Consider the following 22,166-nt stretch of genomic DNA (forward strand, 5'->3'; position numbering starts at 1 on the left):
CATGTGGACGAAACCCCCGGGTTATCCACATCGCCGGCGTGTCATCCACAGCCATTGTGGATGGGGAGCCCCATTGTGGATAACCGATCGCATCACCGACCGCGATCGATCGCGACACGCCGATCGGATACCCAAAGAGAACACAACAGCACAGTCAAACGTTTTGAATCGCACAGGTCGATTCATTTCTACGTTGTCGGCACGCACATATGACCATTTGCGCAAAGAATCGAACAAGGGGCCGTTGCAGGTTGCGCGAGGGCGGCGGCGCGCCTAGATTATGAACTACAAGAACAACTGAACAGAGCAGAGCCCACAAAAAGTAATGGTCAAAGGACTAATACGTTGGACGGGCATTGGAAAGACTTACCGTTGCAACGATGATGTTGTGTTGAGATTCTGCTCGCAGTTGGACTTGTTACGAAAGGGCCCGCTTCGGCGGGCCCTTTCTGTTGCGCAGGAAGCCGCGAACTGGGAGCCAACGGACAGACTGACGGGGCACTCACTCGAGGTACTCGAGCCCTCAACGGAAGCAATGAAGCAATCACACGAAGACAAGTCGAGGGGTTTCGTCCACATTGGCCGGGATCGGTTGCCTCTGCCGGACATCACCCGGTTCAATCGGCCGCATGATCACATCGACGAAACAACCGAGAATCCCGTCCTTCGGCAGACAACGCGGCAACGTTCCTCTCCCCGCCGAGCCGGCACCGATGCCGGGGACCTGCACACCGGCCGCGCCAGCTCCCGCCCCACCGGTACGGCATGCCCCGACACCGCCCTACCCGACACCGCCAGTGCCGTCTCCGAGCGCACCACCACCAGCTCCCCCGCCGATGCCTCCGTCAGCACCACCGGCAATGACGCCGCCAGCTGCCCCGACCCCACAGAGCGCCTCCCCATCAGGCGTTCCCTTCGGCGGCATCGACGCCGCCGCAACCGTCAGAAGCCGCGGCAATCTCGTCGCGTTCACCTCCCCCGGCGGCGGCGTCGGACTGACCACCCTGATGGCAATGTGCGGGCTGACCGCAAGCAAGCGTGGGATCTCCTGCGCACTGATGGATGCCGATCTGCGCGGCGGCGGGCTCGGCGTGATGCTCGGCATCGAACACGAGCCCGGATTGACGCTGCAGGATCTCAACGCCCCGCTGGGGCATATCGAAGGCAATGCGCTCAATCATGAACTGCCTCAGTGGGAGGATATGCGGGTTCTTGCGCACGCGCCCTGGCTCGGCGAGGATCCCGACGAGTGGGAGCTGCAGGCGGCCGTCAAGGCCCTGTGCGAATCGAACGATCTGGTGCTGGTCGACGCGGGACGCGGCGATGCGTTGCGCACCATCCCCGAACTGGCCATGGCTCGTCAGGTCGTCGCCGTCGAACTGTCCGCGCTGGGGATGGCCCGGGCGAGATCGCATCTTGCGCTGCTCTCGCAGGCGCGGAATCGGGCGCTGAATCCTCAATCGGCCTCAGACGGCGATCACGCAGGCACCGGGATCGCCGGCGACGATCCGCCGTTGGTCGTCGGCGTGGAGCCACGCGGCGCGACGAAGCGGTCCGCGTCGTCATCCGTGGCTCTGCGGGAGGCGATCGAACGGTTCGGCGACGAGGCGTTGGGGCCTTTGCGCTGCGATCCCGCCCTGTGCGCGGACATCATGAACGGACTGGGCATCCGCTCGGTGCCGAAATCGGCCAGACAGGTGGTCGACGAACTGGCCGATCGGATCGTCGCCCCGGCCCCTCAGCCGCGCGCGGCACGTCATCGCGCGCCGAAGACCAAGACGCGTAGATCCCGCTCATGACAGCACAACGTAAGGAGGCACAACACCCATGACCGATCTGATTTTCGGCCCTCTCGAGGAGATCGTCCGCAATCCGCGCGTGACCGATGTGGCGGTCACCTGCGACGGCAAGGTGTGGGCGGATCAGGGCGAGGGCATGTGCGAATACAGTGCACGCATCCCGTTCCGTTCCCCGCAGGTGGTACGCGACTACGCGGTCCAGCTGTGCGCGCAGCTCGGACGCCGACTCGACGACGCCCAGCCGATCGCCGACGCGTCGAGCGAGGAGGGCGTGCGCATCCACGCGGTGATCGCGCCGCTGGTGCCGCAGGGCGCATCCATCTCGATCCGACTGCCCGACCGCATGTTCTCGCCGCTGTCGGCATTAGGCGCCAAAGGGCTGTTTCCCCTCGCCTGGCTGCCGTTGATGCGCGGATTCGTCGCGAACCATGCCACGGTGCTCATCACGGGAGGCACCGGCGCGGGCAAGACCACGCTGCTCAAGGCGCTGCTCGGCGAATGCGGACCGACCGAACGGGTCATCACCGTGGAGGAGGTGCGCGAGCTGGGTGCGCTGCCGCTGACCAATCGCGTCTCGCTCGCCACGAGGGAGTCGAACGTGGAGGGGTCGGGCGCGATCGGACTGCCGGATCTCGTCAAGGCGACGCTGCGCATGCGCCCCGATCGCGTGGTGTTGGGCGAATGCCGAGGCGAGGAGATCGCCGATCTGCTGCGCGCCTACAATTCCGGCCATCACGGCGGCATGACCACACTGCACGCGGACAGCGTCGCCCGCGTGCCCTCGCGACTGATCTCGCTGGGGCTGCTCGCGGGGCTGGAACCGCAGGCGATGACGATGCTCTCGCACGACGCCTTCGATGTCGTGATCCACGTGGAACGCACCACGAACGGACGACATATCGCGCAGATCGGCCGGCTCGTCGACCGGCACGGCGATCTGGACGGCCAGCCGCTGTGCATATGGGACGGGGTCTCCCCGCCGAAGCTGGATGCCGGATGGGAGGCATTCGTCGAGCGGTGGAGCGTCGCTTCAGATGACAGGAGCGACGGCGGAAGCACCGACGCCTCCACGTCAACGGCCACGGTGGAAGGCAGACGAACGCATGACACCAACAGCAGCAGGGGCACTGCGGACACCGCGGAATCGACCCCGACCGGCGGCATGATGTCCGTGGCGCTGCCGCCGCGGCCAACGCCGCAACGAACCAGAGCGAGGCATGCGGCACCGGCGAAGCCGTACGAGGATACGCACGAGAACGCCGGGGCAACGGCTGCGACCGTGGCCATGACACGTCACGAGAGGAAACATGAATGGAAAGGAGCATCGCCATGCCTGCCTCCGCGACCGTCCTCATCGCACTGATGGCGATACTCGGCGTCGGCGCGCTCTTCCTGTGGCATGAGCCGACCGCCGCTCCGTACGGCTGGGGAGTCAACGGCATCGCGGCCAGTCCGGACGGCGATGCGGACGGCCCGGCGAAGACCGGCATCGATGCGACGATCGCCGCCATCGTGGCGCGCACGAAGGGCGGCGGCAACGTGGTCGAGGCCTTCGAGGATCAGGGGGGCATACGGTTCGCGACGCCCCAGGTCAGCGCCGCGCGTGCCGCAGCCGTATTGCGGGCGCGCGCCGGCAAACGCGATCCGGAAGAGGACATCGAACGCACCGCACGGCATCTGGCGGCCGCCTGCCGATTGAGCGAACGGCTCGGATGCGCGGTGTCGCTGTGCCTTGAGGCGGTAGGGATCGACCATCGCCGCGAAAGCAGGGCATACGACCTGAAACAGCAGGCGTTCGCCGGCCCCAAGGCCACCATCAGGCTGCTGTCGTTCCTGCCGCTGCTCACCATCCTCGCGGGAGAGCTGATGGGCATGCACTCGTTCCGGTTCCTGTTCACCAGCGTGGCGGGATGGGTGTGTCTCGCCATCGGCATGGTCTGGTACGGCGCCGGCATGCTGTGGACGAACCGTATGCTCCGCGCCTTCGGCCGCCGCGAAGGCATCGACGACAATCTGCCGATCGCGTTGGAGATGCTGCGCGCGGCGCTCGGTCAGGGCTCATCGATACCGAGCGCCATGATCGCCGTGGGAACGGTGCTGACCGAGGCGGACACAGCGGACGGGCGAGTGCGCTCGAGACGATTCGGCGGTTCCGGAAAATCCGGCCGCAACGGCACGAGCGAATGGAAGCCGTTGGCACGCAGTCTCGTCGAGGCAGGGCGGGCCCTCACCCGTGGCGCCGGCTGGAAGGAGGCGTGGCTGAGCGCCAACGCCGCCGTACTGACCGAACGAGGAGATACGGACGACGACGAGGAGGATGCCGAGCGCGTCATCGGACTGGCCGCGCTGCACCCGTCCATGATGGTGGTCTGCGAGTGTCTCGGCGAGGCGTGGAATCACGGCGCATCCCCCACCGAACGGCTTGCGCTCGCGGCGCGCGAATACGATCGCGAGGAATTGTCGGCGATCGAGCAGGAGGCGGCGAAACTGTCCGTGAAGCTGCTGCTGCCATCGGCGCTGTGCTTCCTGCCGGCGTTCGTGATGATCGGCATCGTGCCGGGGATCGCGTCGATGATGGCGGCGATGGGCGCGTGATAAAGCGACCCGCACGAACACGTAACGACGTAGTCAAAACGGGAGAACAATGTGAACTCGCGTTGAACTTTGGCGAGTTCACTGCATGAGAACCGTTCCAACGCCTAGGATGAGAAGTATGGCACAGATATTTGACGCACCATCGAAAGCGATCCTGCGAAGCCAAATCGCAGAGCACATCGCCGAAACCGATAAGACCGACCGGCGCGAAACTCTGGAAGGTGAGGCTCCGCTGCCCACCGACCGCTTTTTCGACCGTGAGCTGAGCTGGCTGAAGTTCAACAAGCGCGTTCTCGAGCTGGCCGAGGATGAGGACATCCCGCTGCTCGAGCGCGCGAGCTTCGCGGCTATCTTCGCCAACAACCTCGACGAGTTCTTCATGGTCCGCGTGGCCGGCCTGAAGCGCCGCATCGACTCCGGCATCGCCGTGCCGTCCGCGGCCGGTCTGAGCCCGCGCCAGCTGCTGCGCGCGATCGGCGAGCAGGCACACGCGCTGCAGAACGAGCACGCCCACTACGTGATCGACCACATCTTCCCGGCGCTGGCCGAGCAGCGTATCGTGCTGCTGAGCTGGGACAAGCTCACCACCGCCGAGCAGGAGCGCCTGTCGCGCTACTACCGTCAGCAGGTCTTCCCGGTTCTGACGCCGCTCGCCGTGGATCCGGCCCACCCGTTCCCGTACATCTCCGGCGGCTCCATCAACCTTGCCGTGATCGTCGAGAACCCGGCCTCCGGTAAGTCGCACTTCGCCCGCGTGAAGATCCCGGGCAACCTGAACCGTCTGGTTCCGGTCGACGACATGACCGATGAGGAGTCCAAGGAGGAGCGTTACGGCTTCATCACGATGGAGAACCTCATCATCGCCCACCTGGAATCCCTGTTCCCGGGCATGATCATCAAGGAGGCCCGCTCCTTCCGCGTCACGCGTAACGAGGACATCGACGTCGAAGAGGATGACGCCGAGAACCTGCTCAACGCGATGGAGAAGGAACTGCTGCGTCGTCGCTTCGGACCGCCGATCCGCCTCGAGATCTCCGATCAGACCAGCCCGTTCCTCTCCCAGCTGCTCGCCGACCAGCTCGGCGTCAGCCCGGACGAGGTCTACCGTCTGCCGGCCCCGCTGGACATGACCGTGCTCTTCGAGCTCGGCGGCATCGACCGTCCGGACCTGAAGAACCGCCCGTTCATTCCGACGACGAACCGTCAGATCGCCGAGGTCGAGTCGAGCCGTGCGCAGGACATCTTCGCCGCCATCCGCGAGCGCGACATCCTGCTGCACCACCCCTACGACTCCTTCTCCACCTCCGTGCAGGCCTTCCTGGCGCAGGCCGCCGCCGATCCGAAGGTGCTGGCCATCAAGCAGACGCTGTACCGCACCAGCTCCAACTCGCCGATCATCGACGCGCTGATCGATGCGGCTCACGCCGGCAAGCAGGTGCTGGCGCTGGTCGAGATCAAGGCTCGTTTCGACGAGGACGCCAACATCGCGTGGGCCCGCAAGCTCGAACGCGCCGGCGTGCACGTCGTCTACGGCATCGTGGGCCTCAAGACCCACTGCAAGCTCATCGAAGTGGTGCGTCAGGAGGCCGACGGCCTTCGCCGCTACTGCCACGTGGGCACCGGTAACTACAACCCGAAGACCGCCCGCATCTACACCGATCTCGGCCTGCTGACCTGCGACCCGGTGGTCGGACAGGATCTCACCCGCCTGTTCAACCAGCTGTCCGGTTACGCACCGAAGTCGAGCTTCCACCGTCTGCTCGTCGCGCCGCGCACCATCCGCTCCGGTCTCATCCAGCGCATCCGCCGTGAGGAGGACGCCGCCCGCGCCGGCAAGGAGGCCTGGATCAAGATCAAGGTCAACTCCGTGGTGGACGAGAAGACGATCGACGCCCTGTACCGCGCCTCGCAGGCCGGTGTGAAGATCGACATCGTCGAGCGCGGCATCTGCTCGCTCAAGCCGGGCGTTCCGGGCCTGTCCGAGAACATCCGCGTGCGTTCGATCCTCGGCCGCTTCCTGGAGCACAGCCGCATCTACGCGTTCTGCAACTCCGACGGCCCGCAGATCGGCGAGGGCCCGATGTCCGGGCCGGAGGTGTGGATCGGTTCGGCCGATCTGATGCACCGCAACCTCGATCGTCGAGTCGAGGCGCTCGTGCGCATCACTGCCCCGGAGCAGATCCAGTCCCTGCTCGACTACATCGACCTGCAGATGGCCGACTCCACCTCCAGCTGGCACATGCTGCCGGACGGCTCCTACGAGCGTCATTCGAAGGACGAGGAGGGTCGCCCGCTGGTCGATTGCCAGGAGTACCTGATCCGCAAGCACACGCGTCGTCGCGGCGCGCACAGCTGAACACCTGGCCGGAGCCGGTTACGTGACTGGTTCCGGTCGGCGTGCGGACGGATAGCCACCGCCTTACGGCGTATAATCGTCCGTAGCACAACACGATAACTGCATGTCGTTCGAAGGCCGGCCCAGCAATGGGCCGGCCTTCGCGTATTCAGGCGCAAAACTACGTAGAGCGCACACATGCGGCACGTATCATTGAAGGGTGGGTAGCAGAGTGAGAAAGATCGTCGAGGCCGCCGGAGGCATCCTGTACCGACGACGTCAACCGCAGGAAGACACCGTGCACGGGATTGGAATCGATGCAGTCGCCACGGCCGGCCCGCTCGATGACGGCATCGTGGCGGGTACCACCCCAGATCCCCCCGCCCGCGACGTTGCGGATACCAATGCGGAGGGCGAATCCGACATGAACGGCGGCGTCGCACCGCATCGCACGCCACTGTTCAACGACATCGAACTGTGTCTCGTGCATCGCCCGAAATACGATGACTGGAGCTGGCCGAAGGGCAAGCTGGATCCGAACGAATCGCATCGCCACGCAGCCGTGCGCGAGATCGGCGAGGAGACGGGTCTGCCGGTGGCATTGGGGCCATATCTGGGCGAAATCGAATACCCGCAGTCGGAGGAGGGCAGCAAGCTGCGCCACACCAAGGATCGCACCGTGGATACGAAGCACATCCTGTTCTGGATGGCGACGCAGATCTCACCGATCGAAAGCCTCAAACGCACCGGCGCGTTGGGACCGGTGCATCGCGCCGACAAGGACGAGATCGACGAGATCATCTGGCTCACCCCGGATCAGGCGCGCAAGAAGCTCAGCCACTCGACCGACAAGGAGATCCTCGCCCTGTTCATCGATCGCCTCGAGGAGGGCGCGGCCGACGCGGTGCCGTTCCTCATCGTGCGTCACGGCAAGGCGGAGGCGCGCAAATCATGGCGCGGCACCGACGCCAATCGTCCGATTACGCCTCTGGGCGCGGCGGCCGCGTTCGCATTGAGCTACGAACTGGCATGCTTCAACCCGATTCGACTGTCCACCTCGCCGTGGATCCGCTGTCAGGAGACCATCGAGATGTTCGCGTGGCAGACGCACCGTGACATGGTCAACCTGCCTGCACTCACCGAGGACGCATTCGCACGCGATCCGGAGGGGGCATGGGAGTGCATGCTCAGCGAGATCCAGTACGCGCTCGACCACAAGCTACCCACGGCCGTATGCATGCACCGGCCGGTCATCGGTGGTATATTCGAGCATCTGCGCACCTTGTGCGTCTCGCCGCTGCTCGCCAAGCGCCTGATCGCCAAGTCGCCCTACATGCCCACAGGCAACGCGATGGCGCTGTTCATCACGCCCACGCCCGACGGTCCACGCATCATCGACATTCAGAAGGTCACACCGCTTGTCTACTAGCTATTCCCTCACCGACGGCTTCACCAACTCCGGATCCGGGTCGGTCCGCTCCTCCCACTCGGGATTCGTGCCGACCCCGGGACGCGGCACGCGCCCGTCCCGCCCGGGTCAGCTCGCTCCCGCATTGCTCGACCAGATGGCCGGCGGCTCCGATCCCGGCATGGTCAACGAGATCGCGCACTCCTCCGCCGCATCGCTGCTCGACCGCGTGCGCCACAGCGAGGATCCGAGCGTGGTCGCCCGCGTGCTGACCGTCGTCGAACGCGACGGCGTGGACGACATCGCGGAACTGTGGAGCTCGTCGCCGTCCGACTCGCTGCCGGGCGTGCTGTGGCGACTGTACATGCTGCGCACATGGATGCGTTCGCGGCGCGACGACATCGCGCGCCTGTGGCGCGTCGGCGAGCCGGTCGCGACCAGCGCGTCGGCCATCGCGGGCGTCGATCAGGCGCCGACCGAGGACGACATCGCGCGTCTCGCCGACTCGATCCTCTCCGGCGCGTTCACCGGCGATTTCGCGGTGGCGATGGAGCGAGCGGCGGCGTTCACCGACGTGGTGGCGCTCGGATTGCGCGTGGAGGCGGGAAAGCTGAACGCTGCTGCCGCGCATCGGGAGGATGCCGCGGATGCCAAGACGATTCGGACCAAGGCGGCGCAGATGCTGCACAACGGGGCGAATCTCATGGCGACCGCGAAGGACTTCCACCACGCGGCGAACCTGTGGAGGCGCGGCAAGCTCGAATAGTCGGGAGTAAACGGGGCCAAAAATATGGATTCGCCGGGCCGGCGTGGCACGGGTTTTCGCACAGGTATACTGTTAGGCGCGTCGGGCCGTGCTTAAGCCCCGGGCTCCATTTTTTGCCGCTGCGAGCGGCCTTTGCGCCGACAGGCGCTTTCACGGTTCGGCGCTTCACTCTTTGTTGTTCTTTATTGCTCTTTGTTGGTCTCTGGCCTCTAACCACTGGTCACTCCTGATGCGCCGACGCGGGCGAGCTCCTATACCCCCGATAACGAGGTAGTCTAGAAACCATGGAACTGCATGTTTTGAATCACCCGCTCGTCGAGCACAAGCTGACCGTGCTCCGAGACAAGAACACCCCGTCCTCCACCTTCCGTGAGCTCGTCTCCGAGCTGGTCATGCTCGAAGCGTACGAGGCGACCCGAGACCTGTCCGTCGTGGCCACGCCGATCGAGACGCCGGTCGCCCCGATGACCGGCAAGAAGCTGGCCGAACCCCGCCCGATCATCGTGCCGGTGCTGCGCGCCGGCCTGGGCATGCTCGACGGCATGACCCGCCTGCTGCCGACCGCCGAAGTCGGATTCCTCGGCATGAAGCGCGACGAGGAGCATCCCACCCAGCAGATCACCTACGCGAACCGCCTGCCCGATGACCTCTCCGGCCGTCAGTGCTTCCTCATCGACCCGATGCTCGCCACCGGCGGCACGCTCGTCGCCGCCACGCACTATCTGGCCGAGCGCGGCGCGAAGGACGTCACCGCGATCAACATCATCGCCGCCCCCGAAGGCATCAAGTACGTCGAGGAGCACATCGACCCGTCCATCGACTTCAAGGTCGTGGTGTGCGCGGTCGACGAGAAGCTCAACGACAAGTGCTACATCGTGCCGGGCCTCGGCGACGCCGGCGACCGCCTCTACGGCGTGATCGACTGATCCTCCCGTACCAACATCCGTACGTTCCCGGTGACTATCGGGGACCTAGCCTTGTTGTCCGTACACTGCGCGCCGGTCAGTGTACGGACAACGAGGCTATCGCCGATCAATCCCCCGTTTTCGTATGCTGAAGACAGGTCAGCGCACGAAAGCGGGGGATGTTGTTGATCAGGCCCCAATCGCCGTACGCTGACTGCATCTCATCGTACGATTTGCGGGGCTAGGAGTCTGATCGCCACCATGAACGTACGAACCGAATCAGACCGAATCGGAATGAGGACCACATGCAGATCGACATCATCGCGCCGGGGCGCGTGAAGGAACGCTACCTGCGTGACGCGATCGACGAGTACTCGAAACGACTGTCGCGCTACTGCCGGCTGAACATCATCGAAGTCGCGGACGAGAAGACGCCGGAGCATGCCTCCGAAGGCGCCGAGCGGCAGATCAAGGAGAAGGAGGGCGAACGCATCGCGAAGCATCTGCGCGACAATGCGTTCGTCATCGCTCTGGCGATCGACGGCAAGCAGCTATCCAGCGAGGAGCTGGCGGCGAGGATCTCGGACTGGGGACTGCACGGCGTCAGTCACATCCAGCTCGTCATCGGCGGGTCGATCGGACTGGATGATGCGATCCTGCGCCGCGCCGACTTCCGTCTGAGTTTTTCGAAGATGACGTTCCCGCATCAGCTCATGCGCGTGATTCTGCTCGAGCAGATCTACCGCGCCTACAAGATCAACGCCGGGGAGCCGTATCACAAGTAGGTGATGGAGGACCGGGGCTGGAAACGCCCCGGGAATCGCCGGTATCCCGGGAATCTTTGAGGTCTTGGAACATACCCGGAATCCCGCGAACCATATGGCGACGAGGTCGGTTGTCCGATACCTGACATCGTCTGCCGGACCGTCATCTCTCGGCAATCCGGCAGACGATGCGGCGGCCCCGCGATCAGCGGATGTCGTCGGGGACGAACGCCTCGAAGATGTGGTGATCGAAGAACTGGTCACAGTCGGCCAGTTCGGCGCTGGAGCGCACCGTCCACGACACCGTGATCGCGCCCATCGCACGGGCGAGACGCACCTGCGGCGAGGAACCGCCCGTCCAGTCGTAGGCGATGAAGTCGGGGCGGGACAGCCAGTCGAAGGCCAGCAGACCGGCAGCCCATTCGGCCGGACCGTTCTTGCCAAGCTTGGCGGGCCAGCTCAGCTGTCCGCGGCAGACGTCCGGGTGATGCTCCTTGTACCAGTTGACGGCACCCGGGTGGAAGGATTCGATCACATACGGGCCGCTGTACGCCTCGAGCAGGGCGTGGCCCTTCTCCATCAACTCCACCTCGCGCTCACCCCACGCCTGATTGTTGGAGAACTTGTACTCGACGATGAGCGGCGCGCGGCCGGCGACGACCTTGAGCACGTCGGAGAACAGCGGCACATGCTGGTAGTAGCCCGTGGGCGCGGTGGGCGGCGTGACCACCAGAGGCACCTTCTCCTCGGCGCCCGGCAGCGGGGCGGCCTTGAGATCGCCCGGCTTGGAGCCGTTGGCCGCGGGGAACAGCGGGATGCGCGTGAGCTCGTCATAGGTGAGATCCTCGATGCGGCGAGGATCGCCGGCCACACGCAGCAGGTCGGCATCGTGGACGACGACGACCTGTCCATCGAGCGTCAGCTGCAGGTCGAGTTCGATGCCGTAGCCGGCCTCGCAGGCGGCGGCGAAGGCGGCGAGCGAGTTCTCCGGGGCGAGCGGACCGGTCACATCGGGCGTGCCGTAGCCGGCCTTCAGTGCCATGCGCCGGGCGAGCGCCACATAATCGGCGTTCTCGGCGATGGACGCATCGGCCGTGTCCGCCTGGGCGCTGACCGGGTTATCGCCGCCGTAATCGGGAATGTCGGTGACACCGACCAGACCCGATCCGGCGTCGTGCAGGCCGCGATGCGCATACCAAACGTCGGGGATGACGGGCACGAAGTTACGACGCTTGTCGTTGAACGAACGCGGGGCGAGCGCCCATGCTGCCGCGCCGGCGAGCGCTGCGCCTCCGATCAGTGCGTTCCTGAGGTATTTCGACATGACGGTCCTTGATCCTTCCGTGACGCGGGGTCGCGGTCAGTCGCCGGCCCCCGCAATGTTGGTTATCAGATTACCGCCGAGGGCCTATACGGGGAAACGGGGTCTTACAATTGGTTGCTTGAAGAGTAGTATTTTCTACTCCTTTATGGTATGCTGGTGGGTATGAAGTTGTCCGAGTATGCGCGTCTGCATGGGATTCAGTATCGGGCGGCTTGGAATCGTTTCAAGGCCGGCCGGATTCCGGGCGCGTATCGGGACGAGGTGGGGGCGATCATCGTGCCCGACGAGTCGAAGGGGTTCTCGCTCAACGACGCGGCCGTCTACGCGCGCGTGTCCGACCCCTCCAAGAGGAAAACCCAGTTGCCGGCGCAACGAAAGCGCGTCGAGGACTGGGCCGTGGCCAATGGCTACCATATCGTCGCCTCCGTCGCGGAGGTCGGCTCCGGCGTGAACGACACGCGGCGCAGGCTCACGACCCTGCTCAAACGAACCGACTGGGGCACGCTCATCGTCGAGCACAGGGATCGCCTCACCCGTTTCGGCTTCAACTGGTTCACCCTGTTCCTCGAATCGCAGGGTCGGCGCATCATCGTCATCAACGAGACCGGCGACGACCGTGCGGACCTCGTGCAGGATCTCGTATCCATCATCCACTCGTTCAGCGCGCGACTCTACGGACAGCGCCGGTCCAAGCGCGCCATGGCCATGACACGCGTCCTCCTGGAGGGAGAGGAGGCGGATCATGCCGGCCAAACCAGGTAAGGCGTACCGCTCGTACGCGGTGTCCATGCCCCTGAACCGGGGCAAGGCCATGCGTCTGCGCGTCATGCTGCGGCCGTGGAGACTGGGATTGCGGCGCACGCTGCTTCTGCTCGAGGACAGGCTCATCCGAGGCGAGAGGCTCCCCCGGTACGTGGACGCCAAACAGTGGGAGGGATTCAGCCAAAGGCAGTGGGACTCCATCACCCGGCAGGCCCGGGCCATGATGGACTCGTGGATCGAATTGCGCGTCATCGACTTCCGGTCGATCGTATCCCATTCCAGTCTCGATGACGACATGAAACGCGAACTGTGGCGCATCAACCTGCGCCACGCATGGTGGGAGCCGGTCGATGACGAGGCCCATAGGATGGCGCGCCGCATCATGAAGCATCTGCGCAAACGCCACCGGTTCCCCAATCCCATGCGATGCCGCACGCTGAGCATGGACGGCAAGATCGCCGAAATCCAACCCTCCGCCATGGGCGGCACGTTCCCCTACTGGGCGCGCATCTCCACCCTCGACAAGGGTCGTCCGATCCACGCGCCCCTCGACATCCACTCCGATCTCAACCCGCATCTCGACCCCCGGGATCCGGAGACGCTCGCCAACCACCTTCAGATCCGGTTCGACGAGGACGGCGGCATGACCGTCCGTCTCATGACCACGCAGGACAAGGCCGAGCCACGCGTCCAGGGCGATGTCATCGGACTGGACTGGGGCCTGTCCAGCCTGTTCGCCACCTCCGAGGGGCGCCTCTACGGTCTGCGCCTGTTCGCATGGCTCCAACAACGTGACGAGGAGCTTCTCGCGCTGACCCGCGACCTCGCCCGCTCCAACGTCGGATACCGTGATTCGAAGCGCTTCCGCCGCCTCAACAAACGCATCCACGACCATGTGACCAACGAGGTCAACCGCGTCCTCGACCTGATCGCGGACGATCGGGTCAGGGAGCTCGTCGTCGAGGACCTCGACTTCCGCCACGGCGGACTGTCGAAACGGCTCAACCGCATCGTCACCCGCGCCGGCCGCAACGCGGTACGCGCCAAGCTCGAACGGCTTCACGCGCTCAAAGGCATCACCATCACCCGGGTCAACCCCGCGTACACCAGCCAGGAATGCCCCCGATGCGGGTGGACCTCTCCCCGGAACAGGCCCGACCGGGAACACTTCCGCTGCGAATGCTGCGGATACGCATGCAACGCCGACATCGTCGCCGCCACCAACATCAAGGCGAGACGTTCCCGCCCCGAAGACTGGCGATGGATCGGCAGACACACCATCCTGAGCAGACTCCGCAAAGAGCACGCCCAGCGATGCCCGGACAGATCACACTGCCCGTCACGCCGCCCGGAGTACGGCTCCCCGACGTCGGCCAAAGCGAAAGCCAAAACCGATACGCGGGTCAAGAAAACAACAACATCATAAAATACCAGTTGTTCTCATACTCTTACGAACGGCAGGTGAATTCGCGCGTATTACGCTAGAGGGCATGACAGGACGATTCGCGCCGACTCCCTCCGGGCGCATGCACATCGGCAATATCACCGCGATGCTCGCGGCGTGGCTTGATGCCCGCGCCGGCGGCATCCGGAACGGAACCGACGGAACCAACGGGAATGGCCGCATGCTGCTGCGCATCGAGGACATCGACACCCCACGCGTGCTGCCGGACGCGGACCGCTGGATCATGGATGATCTGGCCTGGCTTGGGCTTGATTGGGACGGAGAACCCGTGTACCAGTCGCGACGGCTCGACATATATGAGGAGGCTCTTGCGGCGCTGCGGGATTTTCGACCCGCCTTGATCTATCCGTGTTTCTGCTCGCGTGCGGACATCCGCGCCGCCTCCGCGCCGCAGGAAGGCGATGGTTTCCAGATCTACCCGGGCACCTGCCGGCGTCTGATACGCGATCACCCCGAGACCGTTGCGGCGAGGCTCGCACATGGGGATCGGCATTCCCTGCGCATTGCGATGCCTGAGACCGGGCATGGCGCTGCCGGCGGTACTGTCCGCTTTGTGGATGAGATCTTCGGGCCGCAGACCTATGATCTTGCGCGCGAGATCGGTGACTCGGTGATTCGCCGGTCCGATGGGCTGTTCGCCTATCAGTTCGTCGTCACCGTAGATGATCTGCTGATGGGCGTCGACTCCATCGTGCGCGGGCGCGACCTGCTGCGGTCCACTGCGTTGCAGATCTATATTCGCGAGTGTCTGGTCGAGGCGCCTGCGCATATGCGCTACACGCATATCCCGCTGATCGACAACGCTGCCGGACGCCGTCTCGCCAAGCGCGAGCGGTCGCTCGATATGGGGGCGCTGCGCGCCCGCGGGGTGGAAGCCGAGGAGGTCATCGGCTGCTGCGCGTGGCTGCTGCGCCTCATCGACCGGCCGGAGCCGTGCGCAGCGGCCGATCTGCTGCCGCTGTTCGCCGAGCACGGGTGGGGCGTGTTGCGGGTGGATCCGGCCGATCGGGCGCTCAAGCCGGATGATCCGGCGATGCCGAGGTGGCTGGCTGAGGCGCTGGAGGCGTAAAGACTACCCCTCAGACCCGCTTCGCGGGCCAGCTCCCCTGACAAGGGGAGCCGACATAGGAGAACGACAAAAGCCCGGTGCGCGGGAATGCGCATCGGGCTTTGCGAGTGACGATCATGGGTTAGGTTCAGGGCAGCGCGGTTGCTGCGCGCTGATCCATGATCGCCACGAATCGTGATACCGCGTGAGATGGACTATCTCACTCGTCGGTCTTGACGTCTTCGACGTTGACGTCGGGGTCATCGGACGGAGTGCCGTGGTCACCGGCGAGCGGGTCCTCCGGCATGTCGGTGAGCTCCAGGTGCTCTCCACCGGTCTGGTCGACGAGCACGGTGTCGCCATCGTGGACCTTACCCGCCAGCAGCATGCGGGCCAGCTGATCGCCGACCTCGGTCTGGACCAGACGACGCAGCGGACGCGCACCGTAGGCCGGATCGTAACCCATGTTGGCGAGCCATTCGCGTGCGGCGCTAGTCACGTCGAGCGTAATGCGGCGATCGGTGAGGCGCTGGGCGACCGAGTGGACCTGAATGTCGACGATGCCGCCGAGCTCCTCGCGGGTGAGCGGGTGGAACATCACGATGTCGTCGAGACGGTTGAGGAACTCCGGCTTGAAGTTCATGTGCACGGCGTTCATCACGGCGTTCTTCTTGGCGTCGGCGTCCATGTCCTCGTTGACGAGGAACTGGGAGCCGAGGTTGGAGGTCATGATGAGGATCGTGTTCTTGAAGTCCACGGTCCTGCCCTGGCCGTCGGTCAGACGGCCGTCGTCGAGCACCTGCAGCAGCACGTCGAAGATCTCCGGGTTCGCCTTCTCGACCTCGTCGAACAGGACGACGGAGTACGGGCGACGACGCACGGCCTCGGTGAGCTGGCCGCCCTGCTCGTAGCCGACGTAGCCGGGGGCCGCGCCGATCAGGCGGGACACGGAGGCCTTCTCCATGTACTCGGACATGTCGATGCGGACCATCGCCTTCTCGTCGTCGAACAGGAAGTCGGCGAGCGCCTTCGCGAGTTCGGTCTTGCCCACACCGGTGGGGCCGAGGAACAGGAACGAGCCGGTCGGGCGGTTCGGGTCGGAGATGCCGGCACGCGAGCGGCGCACGGCGTCGGACACGGCGGTGATGGCCTCCTTCTGGCCGATCACGCGCTTGCCGAGGTAGTCCTCCATGTGCAGGAGCTTCTCGTTCTCGCCCTGCATCAGGCGGCCGACGGGGATGCCGGTCCAGTCGGAGACGATCTCGGCGACGGAATCGGCGTCGACATGGTCCGGGACCATCGGCTCGGGCTTGTTCTGGCCTTCCTCGGCGGACTCGGCGTCGGCCTTCTCGGCGGCGGCGAGCTGCTTCTGGATGGCCGGCATCTCGCCGTACAGGATGCGGCTGGCCTCGGCGAGGTTGCCCTCGCGGGTGAACTTGTCGGCCTGGACGCGCAGGGCGTCGAGCTTGGCGCGCAGATCGCCGACCTTGTTGTGGCCGGCCTTCTCCGCATCCCAGCGGGCCTTCAATCCCGAGAGCTTCTCGCGGGCGTCGGCCATTTCGGCCTGCAGCTTCTCCAAGCGCTCCTTGGAGGCCGGGTCCTCGGCCTTCTTGAGCTGCATCTCCTCCATCTCGTAGCGCGTGACCTTGCGCTGGAGCTCATCGATCTCCTCCGGGGAGGAATCGAGCTCCATACGCAGGTGCGCGGCGGCCTCGTCGACCAGATCGATGGCCTTGTCCGGCAGCTGGCGGCCGGAGATGTACCGGTTGGACAGGGTCGCGGCGGCGACGAGCGCGTCATCGCCGATCGTGACCTTGTGGTGCGCCTCGTAACGCTGCTTCAAGCCACGCAGAATCGCGATGGTGTCCTCCACGCTCGGCTCGCCGACGAACACCTGCTGGAAACGACGCTCCAGCGCCGGGTCCTTCTCGATGTTCTCGCGGTACTCGTCCAGCGTGGTCGCGCCGATCAGACGCAGTTCGCCGCGGGCGAGCATAGGCTTCAACATGTTGCCGGCGTCCATCGAGCCTTCGGCCGCACCGGCGCCGACGATCGTGTGGATCTCGTCGATGAACGTGATGATCTGGCCGTTCGCGCTCTTGATCTCGTTGAGGACGCTCTTCAGGCGTTCCTCGAACTCGCCACGGTACTTCGAACCGGCCACCATCGAACCCAGATCAAGGCTGATGAGCTTCTTGCCCTGCAGCGTGGTCGGCACGTCGCCGGCGACGATGCGCTGGGCGAGACCTTCGACGACGGCGGTCTTGCCGACGCCGGGCTCGCCGATCAGCACCGGGTTGTTCTTGGTACGACGCGAGAGGATCTGGATGACGCGGCGGATCTCCTGATCACGGCCGATCACCGGGTCGAGCTTGCCTTCCTTCGCGGCGGCGGTCAGGTCGGTGGAGTACTTCTCCAACGCCTTGTAGCTGCCCTCCGCGTCCGGGCTGGTGACCTTCGCGCCGCCACGCACGCTCGGCACGGCCTTGCGCAGTGCCTCCGGGGTGACTCCGTACTTCTTGAGGATGTCGGCCGACTGGTTCGGCGTGCTTGCGGCGATGCCGATGAGCAGATGCTCGGTGGAGACGTATTCGTCTCCCATCTGCTGCATCTCCTTCTCGGCTTGCGCGAGCGCGGCGGTCAGCTGACGGCTGGCCTGCGGCTGCGAGGTGGTCGAGCCGGACGCGCTCGGCAGTCCGACCAGCGCGTTGCGCACGGCCGCGCCGATGGCCTGCGGATCGCCGCCGGCCGCCTGGATGAGGCCGCGCACGACTCCCTGTTCCTGGCGCAGCAGCGCATCAATGACGTGCAGGGTCTCGACCTGCGCGTTGCCCGCGGCGGACGCACTCTGGATGGCGTCGCCGATGGCCTCCTGGGCCATGGTGGTGAACTTCTGTTCCATAATGAATGTCCTCCAAGTCTGTCATTCGCCTTGGGCGGGCTGGCCGATCCGTCGATCCGTTTCGTTCGACGTATCGGCCGGCCAGTCCAAGGCATTGCTGTCATGTTCTGACAGGCTCAACAGACCTAGAAGCCATTCTATTCCCAAAACTTGAGCTTCATCGACTCAAGTTTTGCATTTCAGGCGCGCACGATCACGTTGCGCAGGTCGCCGATGCCTTCGACGTGGACGATGGTCTCGTCGCCGGGATCGAGGTGACCGGAGGCGTTCGGCGTGCCGGTCATGATGACATCGCCCGGCAGCAGCGTCGAGAACGAGGAGATCGCGGCGATCTGCTCGGGGATGCCATGCACGAGGTTGGCGGTGGTGCCGGACGCCATCGGCACGTCCTCGCCGTTGAGCGTGAATGAGATCTTCGCGTCGCGCCAGTTGAGGTCGTCGCGGCCGACGATCCACGGGCCGAGCGGGCAGGAGGTGTCGAAGCCCTTGGCACGGGTCCACGTCGGATCGATGCCCTGCAGATCGCGCAGAGTGACGTCGTTGACGCAGGTGAAGCCGAGCACGTAGTCCATCGCCTTCTCGACGGGCACGTTCTTGGCGACGCGACCCATCACGACGGCGACCTCGGGCTCGAAGTTCATGTCCTTCGAGCACTCCGGGTACACGATCGGATCGTCGGGGCCGATCACCGAGGTGGACGGCTTGGTGAAGATGACCATGTCCTCCGGCGCGTGGCTGATCTCGGAGTGGCCGGCCTCGTGCATGAACTGGGCGTGGGCCTCGTAGTTCTTGGCCAGACCGTAGACCTTGGACGGGATGACCGGGGAGAGCAATCGCAGACCGTCCATATCGAGCGGGTAGCGATTGCCGGTGGGGGTGACCTGGCCGCCCAGCAGCGGGTGGCCGTCGAGTTCGACGAGATAGTCCTTGCCGTCCGATTCGTCCGTCTGGACGAAGGCGTAGCGCGGCGAGTCATTCAAAGAAAAGCGTGCGATTCTCATAGGTCCAGTCTAGACCCGTCGGAGGCGTAGACGGCGGCGATTATGGGAGAACCCGCCGCCGGGCGATGCGCGGCGGCGGGTTCTCTTATGGAAGAGGTTTGGGTTACAGGGCGGCGTAGGTGTCGGCGATGATCGCGTCGATCGATGCGGTGTGGGCCGCCTCGGAACCGGGCACGGCCGCACGGGCTCGATCGGCCGCGGAGGTCGAGGTCGCCGAGGCATCGTCGTAATAGCCGTAATCGGTGTCGTAGTAGTCGTGATCGCCGTTGCCGCTGTGGTAGGTGACGTCGAACGCGCCCGCGGCGGCGCCGATCACGACGAGAATGATGACGAGGACCACAAGCACCATCTGCACGGCGCTGATGATGATGCCGGCGATCGCGAGACCGCGGCCCTTCTCGCCGGTGCGCTTGATCTGCCTAAGGCCGATGATACTCAGGATCAGACCGGCGATCGCGATGAAGAACGAGCAGATGAAGCCCGCGACGGCCATCACGTTCCAGCTCTGATTCTGCGGCGGCACCGGGTAGCCATATGCAGGCTGGGCGTAGGGGTTCTGGCCGTATGGCTGCTGACCGTACTGACCCGGCTGACCCGGCTGCGGCGCGTATCCGGCGGCGGGCTGCCCGTACGGATTCTGGCCGTACGAAGCCTGGTCGTTCGGATTCTGGCCATAGCCGTAGGGTTCGCCGTATCCCTGAGTCGGCTGCTCCCCCGGCAGCGGGACGTATCCGGGCTGAGTCGGCGGCACGGACTGCGCGGGCTGGCCGTATTGTCCGGAATCACCCTGCGGCTCATATGCCGGGTTGACCGGGTTGGCGGACGCCTCCGGATTGGAATTGGGGTTGAACGGATTCGGAGCCTGCTCCGGCTGGGAGGCCTGAATGGGCTGCGCCGGCGGCTCGTTCAGACCGCTCTGATCGCCCTGATCATGCTGCCGTGCGTTCGGATCCTCGGGATTGGTGGAAAACGGATTGGTCATGGCGCCCTCCTCGTCGTCATGTCGCTGATGAACTCATCTCCAGCTTACCGCGAGAACGCGTGTGGATGGAAGAGCACGGCGCATAATGGGGTGGGAAGCATCGCCCACCGAACGACGTGGGCGAGCGTCCGCAGACAAGCCGTCAACAGGCAATGCCGACCGATCCGATCGAGGAGGAACCATGGCAGTCAACGCATCGAAGGTGCTGATCATCGTCAACAACTGGGGCATCGAGGAGACGGAGCTGACGCGTCCGCTCAACGATCTCAAGGCCGCGGGCGCCGACGTGACGCTCGCCGCGACGACGCTCGACAAGTGCGAGACCGTCGAGCACGACCGCTACGAGGGCGAGACGCTTACGCCCGACGCGAAACTGTCCGACGTGCAGGCGTCCGACTACGACCTGCTGGTCGTGCCCGGCGGCACCTGCAACGTCGATCGCATCCGCGTGAACGAGGACGCGATCACGCTGGCGCAGGAGTTCGCGCACGAGGGCAAGCCGATCGCGGCAATCTGCCATGGCGCCTGGCTGCTGGTCAACGCGGGCCTGATCGAAGGCAAGACCGCGTCGCCGTGCCGCTACATCGCCGCGGACATCGAGAACGCGGGCGGCCGCTACGTCGACAGCCAGCTCACGGTCGACGACGCGAACGGCTGGAAGCTCATCACCTCGCGCAAGCCCGACGATCTGGACTACTTCGTCGGCGCGATCAAGGACGCACTCGGCAACTGATTTCCGGACGACGTCAGTTCCCGACGTCAGTTCTCGACGTGGAAGTCGGGTTCGTGGGGATATACGTCGATCTCGTCGACGACGACCCGGTCGACGTGTCCCCATCGCGGCCCGACCTTCAACTGTGAGATGAACGCGGCGACGGCCGATCGAGAGCCTTGCGCCTCGACCTCGACGTCGCCGCTCCACAAGTTGCGAACCCAGCCGGTGACGCCGGCCTTGCGTGCGGCACGATACGCAAAGTAGCGGTATCCGACGCCCTGCACGAGCCCGGAGATGGTGGCGTGAATGCGGATGATGTCCTTGCCTCTGTGCGCGACCATGATTCCCCGATCGACCCCGTCAGATGAACGCGCGAGGCCCGAAGATCGCGGTGCCGACGCGCACGATCGTGGACCCCTCCTCGATGGCGAGCGTCATGTCGTTCGTCATGCCCATCGACAGTTCCGTGCAGTGTTCGACGCCTTCGGCACCCGAGGCGAGGATCTGGTCGCGCGTGCGGCGCAGATGCGCGAAGCCGGCGCGGATCGTGCGTTCGTCGTCGACGTGCGCGCCAATCGTCATGAGACCCTGCAGTTCGAGACCGCCCATCGCGCCGATGCGCTTGGCGAGGTCGATCGCGTGGCTCGGCGGGCAGCCGGACTTCGACTCCTCGCCCGACTCGTTGACCTCGAGCAGGACGCCGACCGTCATGTCGCGCATGACCGCGCGGCGGGCGATCTTCTCGGCAAGTTCGATCGAGTCGACCGATTCGATGGTGTTGACGACCGGCAGCACCTTGCCGATCTTGTTGGACTGCAACTGGCCGATCAGGTGGAACGGCACGTCCTTGCCGAGCGTAAGACCGCGTTCGAGGAGCCGTTTCGCCAATCCCCCGGCCTTGGCCTGCACCTCCTGAGGGCGGTTCTCGCCGATCAGGCGGATGCCGGCGTCGATCGCGGTGATGATCTCGCCGACGTCGCGGGTCTTCGTCGCGGCGAGCAGCTTGACCGAGCCGATCTCACGTCCGGATGAGACCTCGGCTGAGGCGACGGCGTCCATCGTTCGCCTGACGCCGTCCGCGATCTGACGCGCGCGTTCCTCGTCGATGATGTCGTTCGTCAGATCCTTGTGATCCATGTACGCGGTCATGCTTGCGCTCCCCCGTTATCGGCCCTGTTGACGTGTTTGCTCCCATCGTAGTCGGGTCACGCGCCCCCGAGCGAGAGGTTTGAGTCAGAACATGGCAGCGGCCTCTCGCTGGCGGCTGCCTAGCGAGAGGCCGTGGTTGTCGTGTGACCGATTTGTCTCGCGGAGGACCTCCTTGGCGAGAGGTTTCCGTCATGATGCGGCGGACATGGCCCGCTGGGACGCTGACGGCGAGAGGTTTCCGTCAGC

17 protein-coding genes and 1 pseudogene are annotated in these 22,166 nt (G+C 65.1%); 12 read left to right on the forward strand and 6 right to left on the reverse strand.

The features are described from left to right. Nucleotides 1-860 precede the first annotated feature (860 nt). The 8 genes and pseudogenes from EMB92_RS05885 to rlmH all read left to right on the forward strand — a co-directional run bounded on the left by EMB92_RS05885 (nucleotide 861) and on the right by rlmH (nucleotide 10,593). Entirely contained in the window at nucleotides 861-1,799 is a 939-nt protein-coding gene (locus tag EMB92_RS05885) for a CpaE-like family protein (RefSeq protein ID WP_150394110.1), read from the forward strand. A 28-nt stretch (nucleotides 1,800-1,827) separates the two neighbouring features. Continuing rightward, nucleotides 1,828-2,850: pseudogene (locus EMB92_RS05890) on the forward strand (CpaF family protein); the annotation flags it as partial. Nucleotides 2,851-3,110: 260 nt separating this feature from the next. Next, the gene (locus EMB92_RS05895; protein WP_150394112.1) at nucleotides 3,111-4,394 is read left to right on the forward strand and encodes a hypothetical protein; all 1,284 of its coding nucleotides are present in this window, start codon (nucleotides 3,111-3,113) and stop codon (nucleotides 4,392-4,394) included. Between the two features lie 118 nt (nucleotides 4,395-4,512). Next, entirely contained in the window at nucleotides 4,513-6,750 is a 2,238-nt protein-coding gene (locus EMB92_RS05900; RefSeq protein WP_150394113.1) for an RNA degradosome polyphosphate kinase, read from the forward strand. A gap of 403 nt (nucleotides 6,751-7,153) precedes the next feature. Then, nucleotides 7,154-8,158: an NUDIX hydrolase gene (locus tag EMB92_RS05905; protein WP_150394293.1), complete on the forward strand. Its 1,005-nt coding sequence runs from the start codon at nucleotides 7,154-7,156 to the stop codon at nucleotides 8,156-8,158. Nucleotides 8,159-8,294: 136 nt separating this feature from the next. Beyond that, nucleotides 8,295-8,903: a hypothetical protein gene (locus tag EMB92_RS05910; protein WP_043165717.1), complete on the forward strand. Its 609-nt coding sequence runs from the start codon at nucleotides 8,295-8,297 to the stop codon at nucleotides 8,901-8,903. 284 nt (nucleotides 8,904-9,187) lie between these two features. Continuing rightward, nucleotides 9,188-9,829, forward strand: coding sequence for a uracil phosphoribosyltransferase (upp, locus tag EMB92_RS05915; RefSeq protein ID WP_043165636.1), 642 nt, complete (start codon nucleotides 9,188-9,190; stop codon nucleotides 9,827-9,829). 284 nt (nucleotides 9,830-10,113) lie between these two features. Beyond that, the gene (gene rlmH, locus EMB92_RS05920; RefSeq protein ID WP_150394114.1) at nucleotides 10,114-10,593 is read left to right on the forward strand and encodes a 23S rRNA (pseudouridine(1915)-N(3))-methyltransferase RlmH; all 480 of its coding nucleotides are present in this window, start codon (nucleotides 10,114-10,116) and stop codon (nucleotides 10,591-10,593) included. Nucleotides 10,594-10,777: 184 nt separating this feature from the next. Here the strand turns inward: rlmH and EMB92_RS05925 are convergent, their stop codons facing one another. Beyond that, nucleotides 10,778-11,896 carry a glycerophosphodiester phosphodiesterase family protein gene (locus EMB92_RS05925; protein WP_150394115.1) on the reverse strand — a complete coding sequence of 373 codons (1,119 nt, stop codon included), beginning with the start codon at nucleotides 11,894-11,896 and terminating at the stop codon, nucleotides 10,778-10,780. A gap of 156 nt (nucleotides 11,897-12,052) precedes the next feature. Here EMB92_RS05925 and EMB92_RS05930 point away from each other — a divergent pair, with 156 nt between their 5' ends. The 3 genes from EMB92_RS05930 to EMB92_RS05940 all read left to right on the forward strand — a co-directional run bounded on the left by EMB92_RS05930 (nucleotide 12,053) and on the right by EMB92_RS05940 (nucleotide 15,192). After that, nucleotides 12,053-12,658: an IS607 family transposase gene (locus EMB92_RS05930; RefSeq protein WP_395951836.1), complete on the forward strand. Its 606-nt coding sequence runs from the start codon at nucleotides 12,053-12,055 to the stop codon at nucleotides 12,656-12,658. Beyond that, on the forward strand, nucleotides 12,639-14,084 hold the full coding sequence (locus EMB92_RS05935) for a zinc ribbon domain-containing protein (protein ID WP_150394117.1): 1,446 nt from the start codon (nucleotides 12,639-12,641) through the stop codon (nucleotides 14,082-14,084). The genes EMB92_RS05930 and EMB92_RS05935 overlap by 20 nt, the downstream gene beginning before the upstream one ends. A gap of 64 nt (nucleotides 14,085-14,148) precedes the next feature. Then, nucleotides 14,149-15,192: a glutamyl-Q tRNA(Asp) synthetase gene (locus EMB92_RS05940; protein ID WP_150394118.1), complete on the forward strand. Its 1,044-nt coding sequence runs from the start codon at nucleotides 14,149-14,151 to the stop codon at nucleotides 15,190-15,192. Between the two features lie 199 nt (nucleotides 15,193-15,391). On the opposite strand, the gene clpB is transcribed toward EMB92_RS05940, so the two are convergent. The 3 genes from clpB to EMB92_RS05955 form a co-directional block, all read right to left on the reverse strand. Further along, nucleotides 15,392-18,073 carry an ATP-dependent chaperone ClpB gene (gene clpB / locus EMB92_RS05945; RefSeq protein WP_150394119.1) on the reverse strand — a complete coding sequence of 894 codons (2,682 nt, stop codon included), beginning with the start codon at nucleotides 18,071-18,073 and terminating at the stop codon, nucleotides 15,392-15,394. Between the two features lie 179 nt (nucleotides 18,074-18,252). Further along, nucleotides 18,253-19,074: a fumarylacetoacetate hydrolase family protein gene (locus EMB92_RS05950; RefSeq protein WP_150394120.1), complete on the reverse strand. Its 822-nt coding sequence runs from the start codon at nucleotides 19,072-19,074 to the stop codon at nucleotides 18,253-18,255. A 103-nt stretch (nucleotides 19,075-19,177) separates the two neighbouring features. Next, nucleotides 19,178-20,056 carry a DUF4190 domain-containing protein gene (locus EMB92_RS05955; protein ID WP_150394121.1) on the reverse strand — a complete coding sequence of 293 codons (879 nt, stop codon included), beginning with the start codon at nucleotides 20,054-20,056 and terminating at the stop codon, nucleotides 19,178-19,180. Between the two features lie 181 nt (nucleotides 20,057-20,237). Between EMB92_RS05955 and EMB92_RS05960 the strand changes: the two genes are divergently transcribed. Then, on the forward strand, nucleotides 20,238-20,789 hold the full coding sequence (locus tag EMB92_RS05960) for a type 1 glutamine amidotransferase domain-containing protein (RefSeq protein WP_150394122.1): 552 nt from the start codon (nucleotides 20,238-20,240) through the stop codon (nucleotides 20,787-20,789). 26 nt (nucleotides 20,790-20,815) lie between these two features. On the opposite strand, the gene EMB92_RS05965 is transcribed toward EMB92_RS05960, so the two are convergent. Together EMB92_RS05965 and EMB92_RS05970 are read right to left on the reverse strand one after the other, a co-directional pair. Continuing rightward, entirely contained in the window at nucleotides 20,816-21,112 is a 297-nt protein-coding gene (locus EMB92_RS05965) for an acylphosphatase (protein ID WP_150394123.1), read from the reverse strand. Nucleotides 21,113-21,131: 19 nt separating this feature from the next. Beyond that, nucleotides 21,132-21,920 carry a YggS family pyridoxal phosphate-dependent enzyme gene (locus EMB92_RS05970; RefSeq protein WP_150394124.1) on the reverse strand — a complete coding sequence of 263 codons (789 nt, stop codon included), beginning with the start codon at nucleotides 21,918-21,920 and terminating at the stop codon, nucleotides 21,132-21,134. Between the last annotated feature and the right edge of the window lie 246 nt (nucleotides 21,921-22,166).

It is taken from the genome of Bifidobacterium callitrichos (assembly GCF_008698085.1).
Taxonomy (GTDB): Bacteria; Actinomycetota; Actinomycetes; order Actinomycetales; family Bifidobacteriaceae; genus Bifidobacterium; species Bifidobacterium callitrichos.

Bases quoted from the DNA above. Each gene is read 5' to 3' on its own strand.
- EMB92_RS05885 (WP_150394110.1), top strand. From the start codon at position 861: ATGACGCCGCCAGCTGCCCCGACCCCACAGAGCGCCTCCCCATCAGGC.
- EMB92_RS05895 (WP_150394112.1), top strand. From the start codon at position 3,111: ATGGAAAGGAGCATCGCCATGCCTGCCTCCGCGACCGTCCTCATCGCA.
- EMB92_RS05900 (WP_150394113.1), top strand. From the start codon at position 4,513: ATGGCACAGATATTTGACGCACCATCGAAAGCGATCCTGCGAAGCCAA.
- EMB92_RS05905 (WP_150394293.1), top strand. From the start codon at position 7,154: ATGAACGGCGGCGTCGCACCGCATCGCACGCCACTGTTCAACGACATC.
- EMB92_RS05910 (WP_043165717.1), top strand. From the start codon at position 8,295: ATGGCCGGCGGCTCCGATCCCGGCATGGTCAACGAGATCGCGCACTCC.
- upp (WP_043165636.1), top strand. From the start codon at position 9,188: ATGGAACTGCATGTTTTGAATCACCCGCTCGTCGAGCACAAGCTGACC.
- rlmH (WP_150394114.1), top strand. From the start codon at position 10,114: ATGCAGATCGACATCATCGCGCCGGGGCGCGTGAAGGAACGCTACCTG.
- EMB92_RS05925 (WP_150394115.1), bottom strand. From the start codon at position 11,896: ATGTCGAAATACCTCAGGAACGCACTGATCGGAGGCGCAGCGCTCGCC.
- EMB92_RS05935 (WP_150394117.1), top strand. From the start codon at position 12,639: ATGCCGGCCAAACCAGGTAAGGCGTACCGCTCGTACGCGGTGTCCATG.
- EMB92_RS05940 (WP_150394118.1), top strand. From the start codon at position 14,149: ATGACAGGACGATTCGCGCCGACTCCCTCCGGGCGCATGCACATCGGC.
- clpB (WP_150394119.1), bottom strand. From the start codon at position 18,073: ATGGAACAGAAGTTCACCACCATGGCCCAGGAGGCCATCGGCGACGCC.
- EMB92_RS05950 (WP_150394120.1), bottom strand. From the start codon at position 19,074: ATGAGAATCGCACGCTTTTCTTTGAATGACTCGCCGCGCTACGCCTTC.
- EMB92_RS05955 (WP_150394121.1), bottom strand. From the start codon at position 20,056: ATGACCAATCCGTTTTCCACCAATCCCGAGGATCCGAACGCACGGCAG.
- EMB92_RS05960 (WP_150394122.1), top strand. From the start codon at position 20,238: ATGGCAGTCAACGCATCGAAGGTGCTGATCATCGTCAACAACTGGGGC.
- EMB92_RS05965 (WP_150394123.1), bottom strand. From the start codon at position 21,112: ATGGTCGCGCACAGAGGCAAGGACATCATCCGCATTCACGCCACCATC.
- EMB92_RS05970 (WP_150394124.1), bottom strand. From the start codon at position 21,920: ATGACCGCGTACATGGATCACAAGGATCTGACGAACGACATCATCGAC.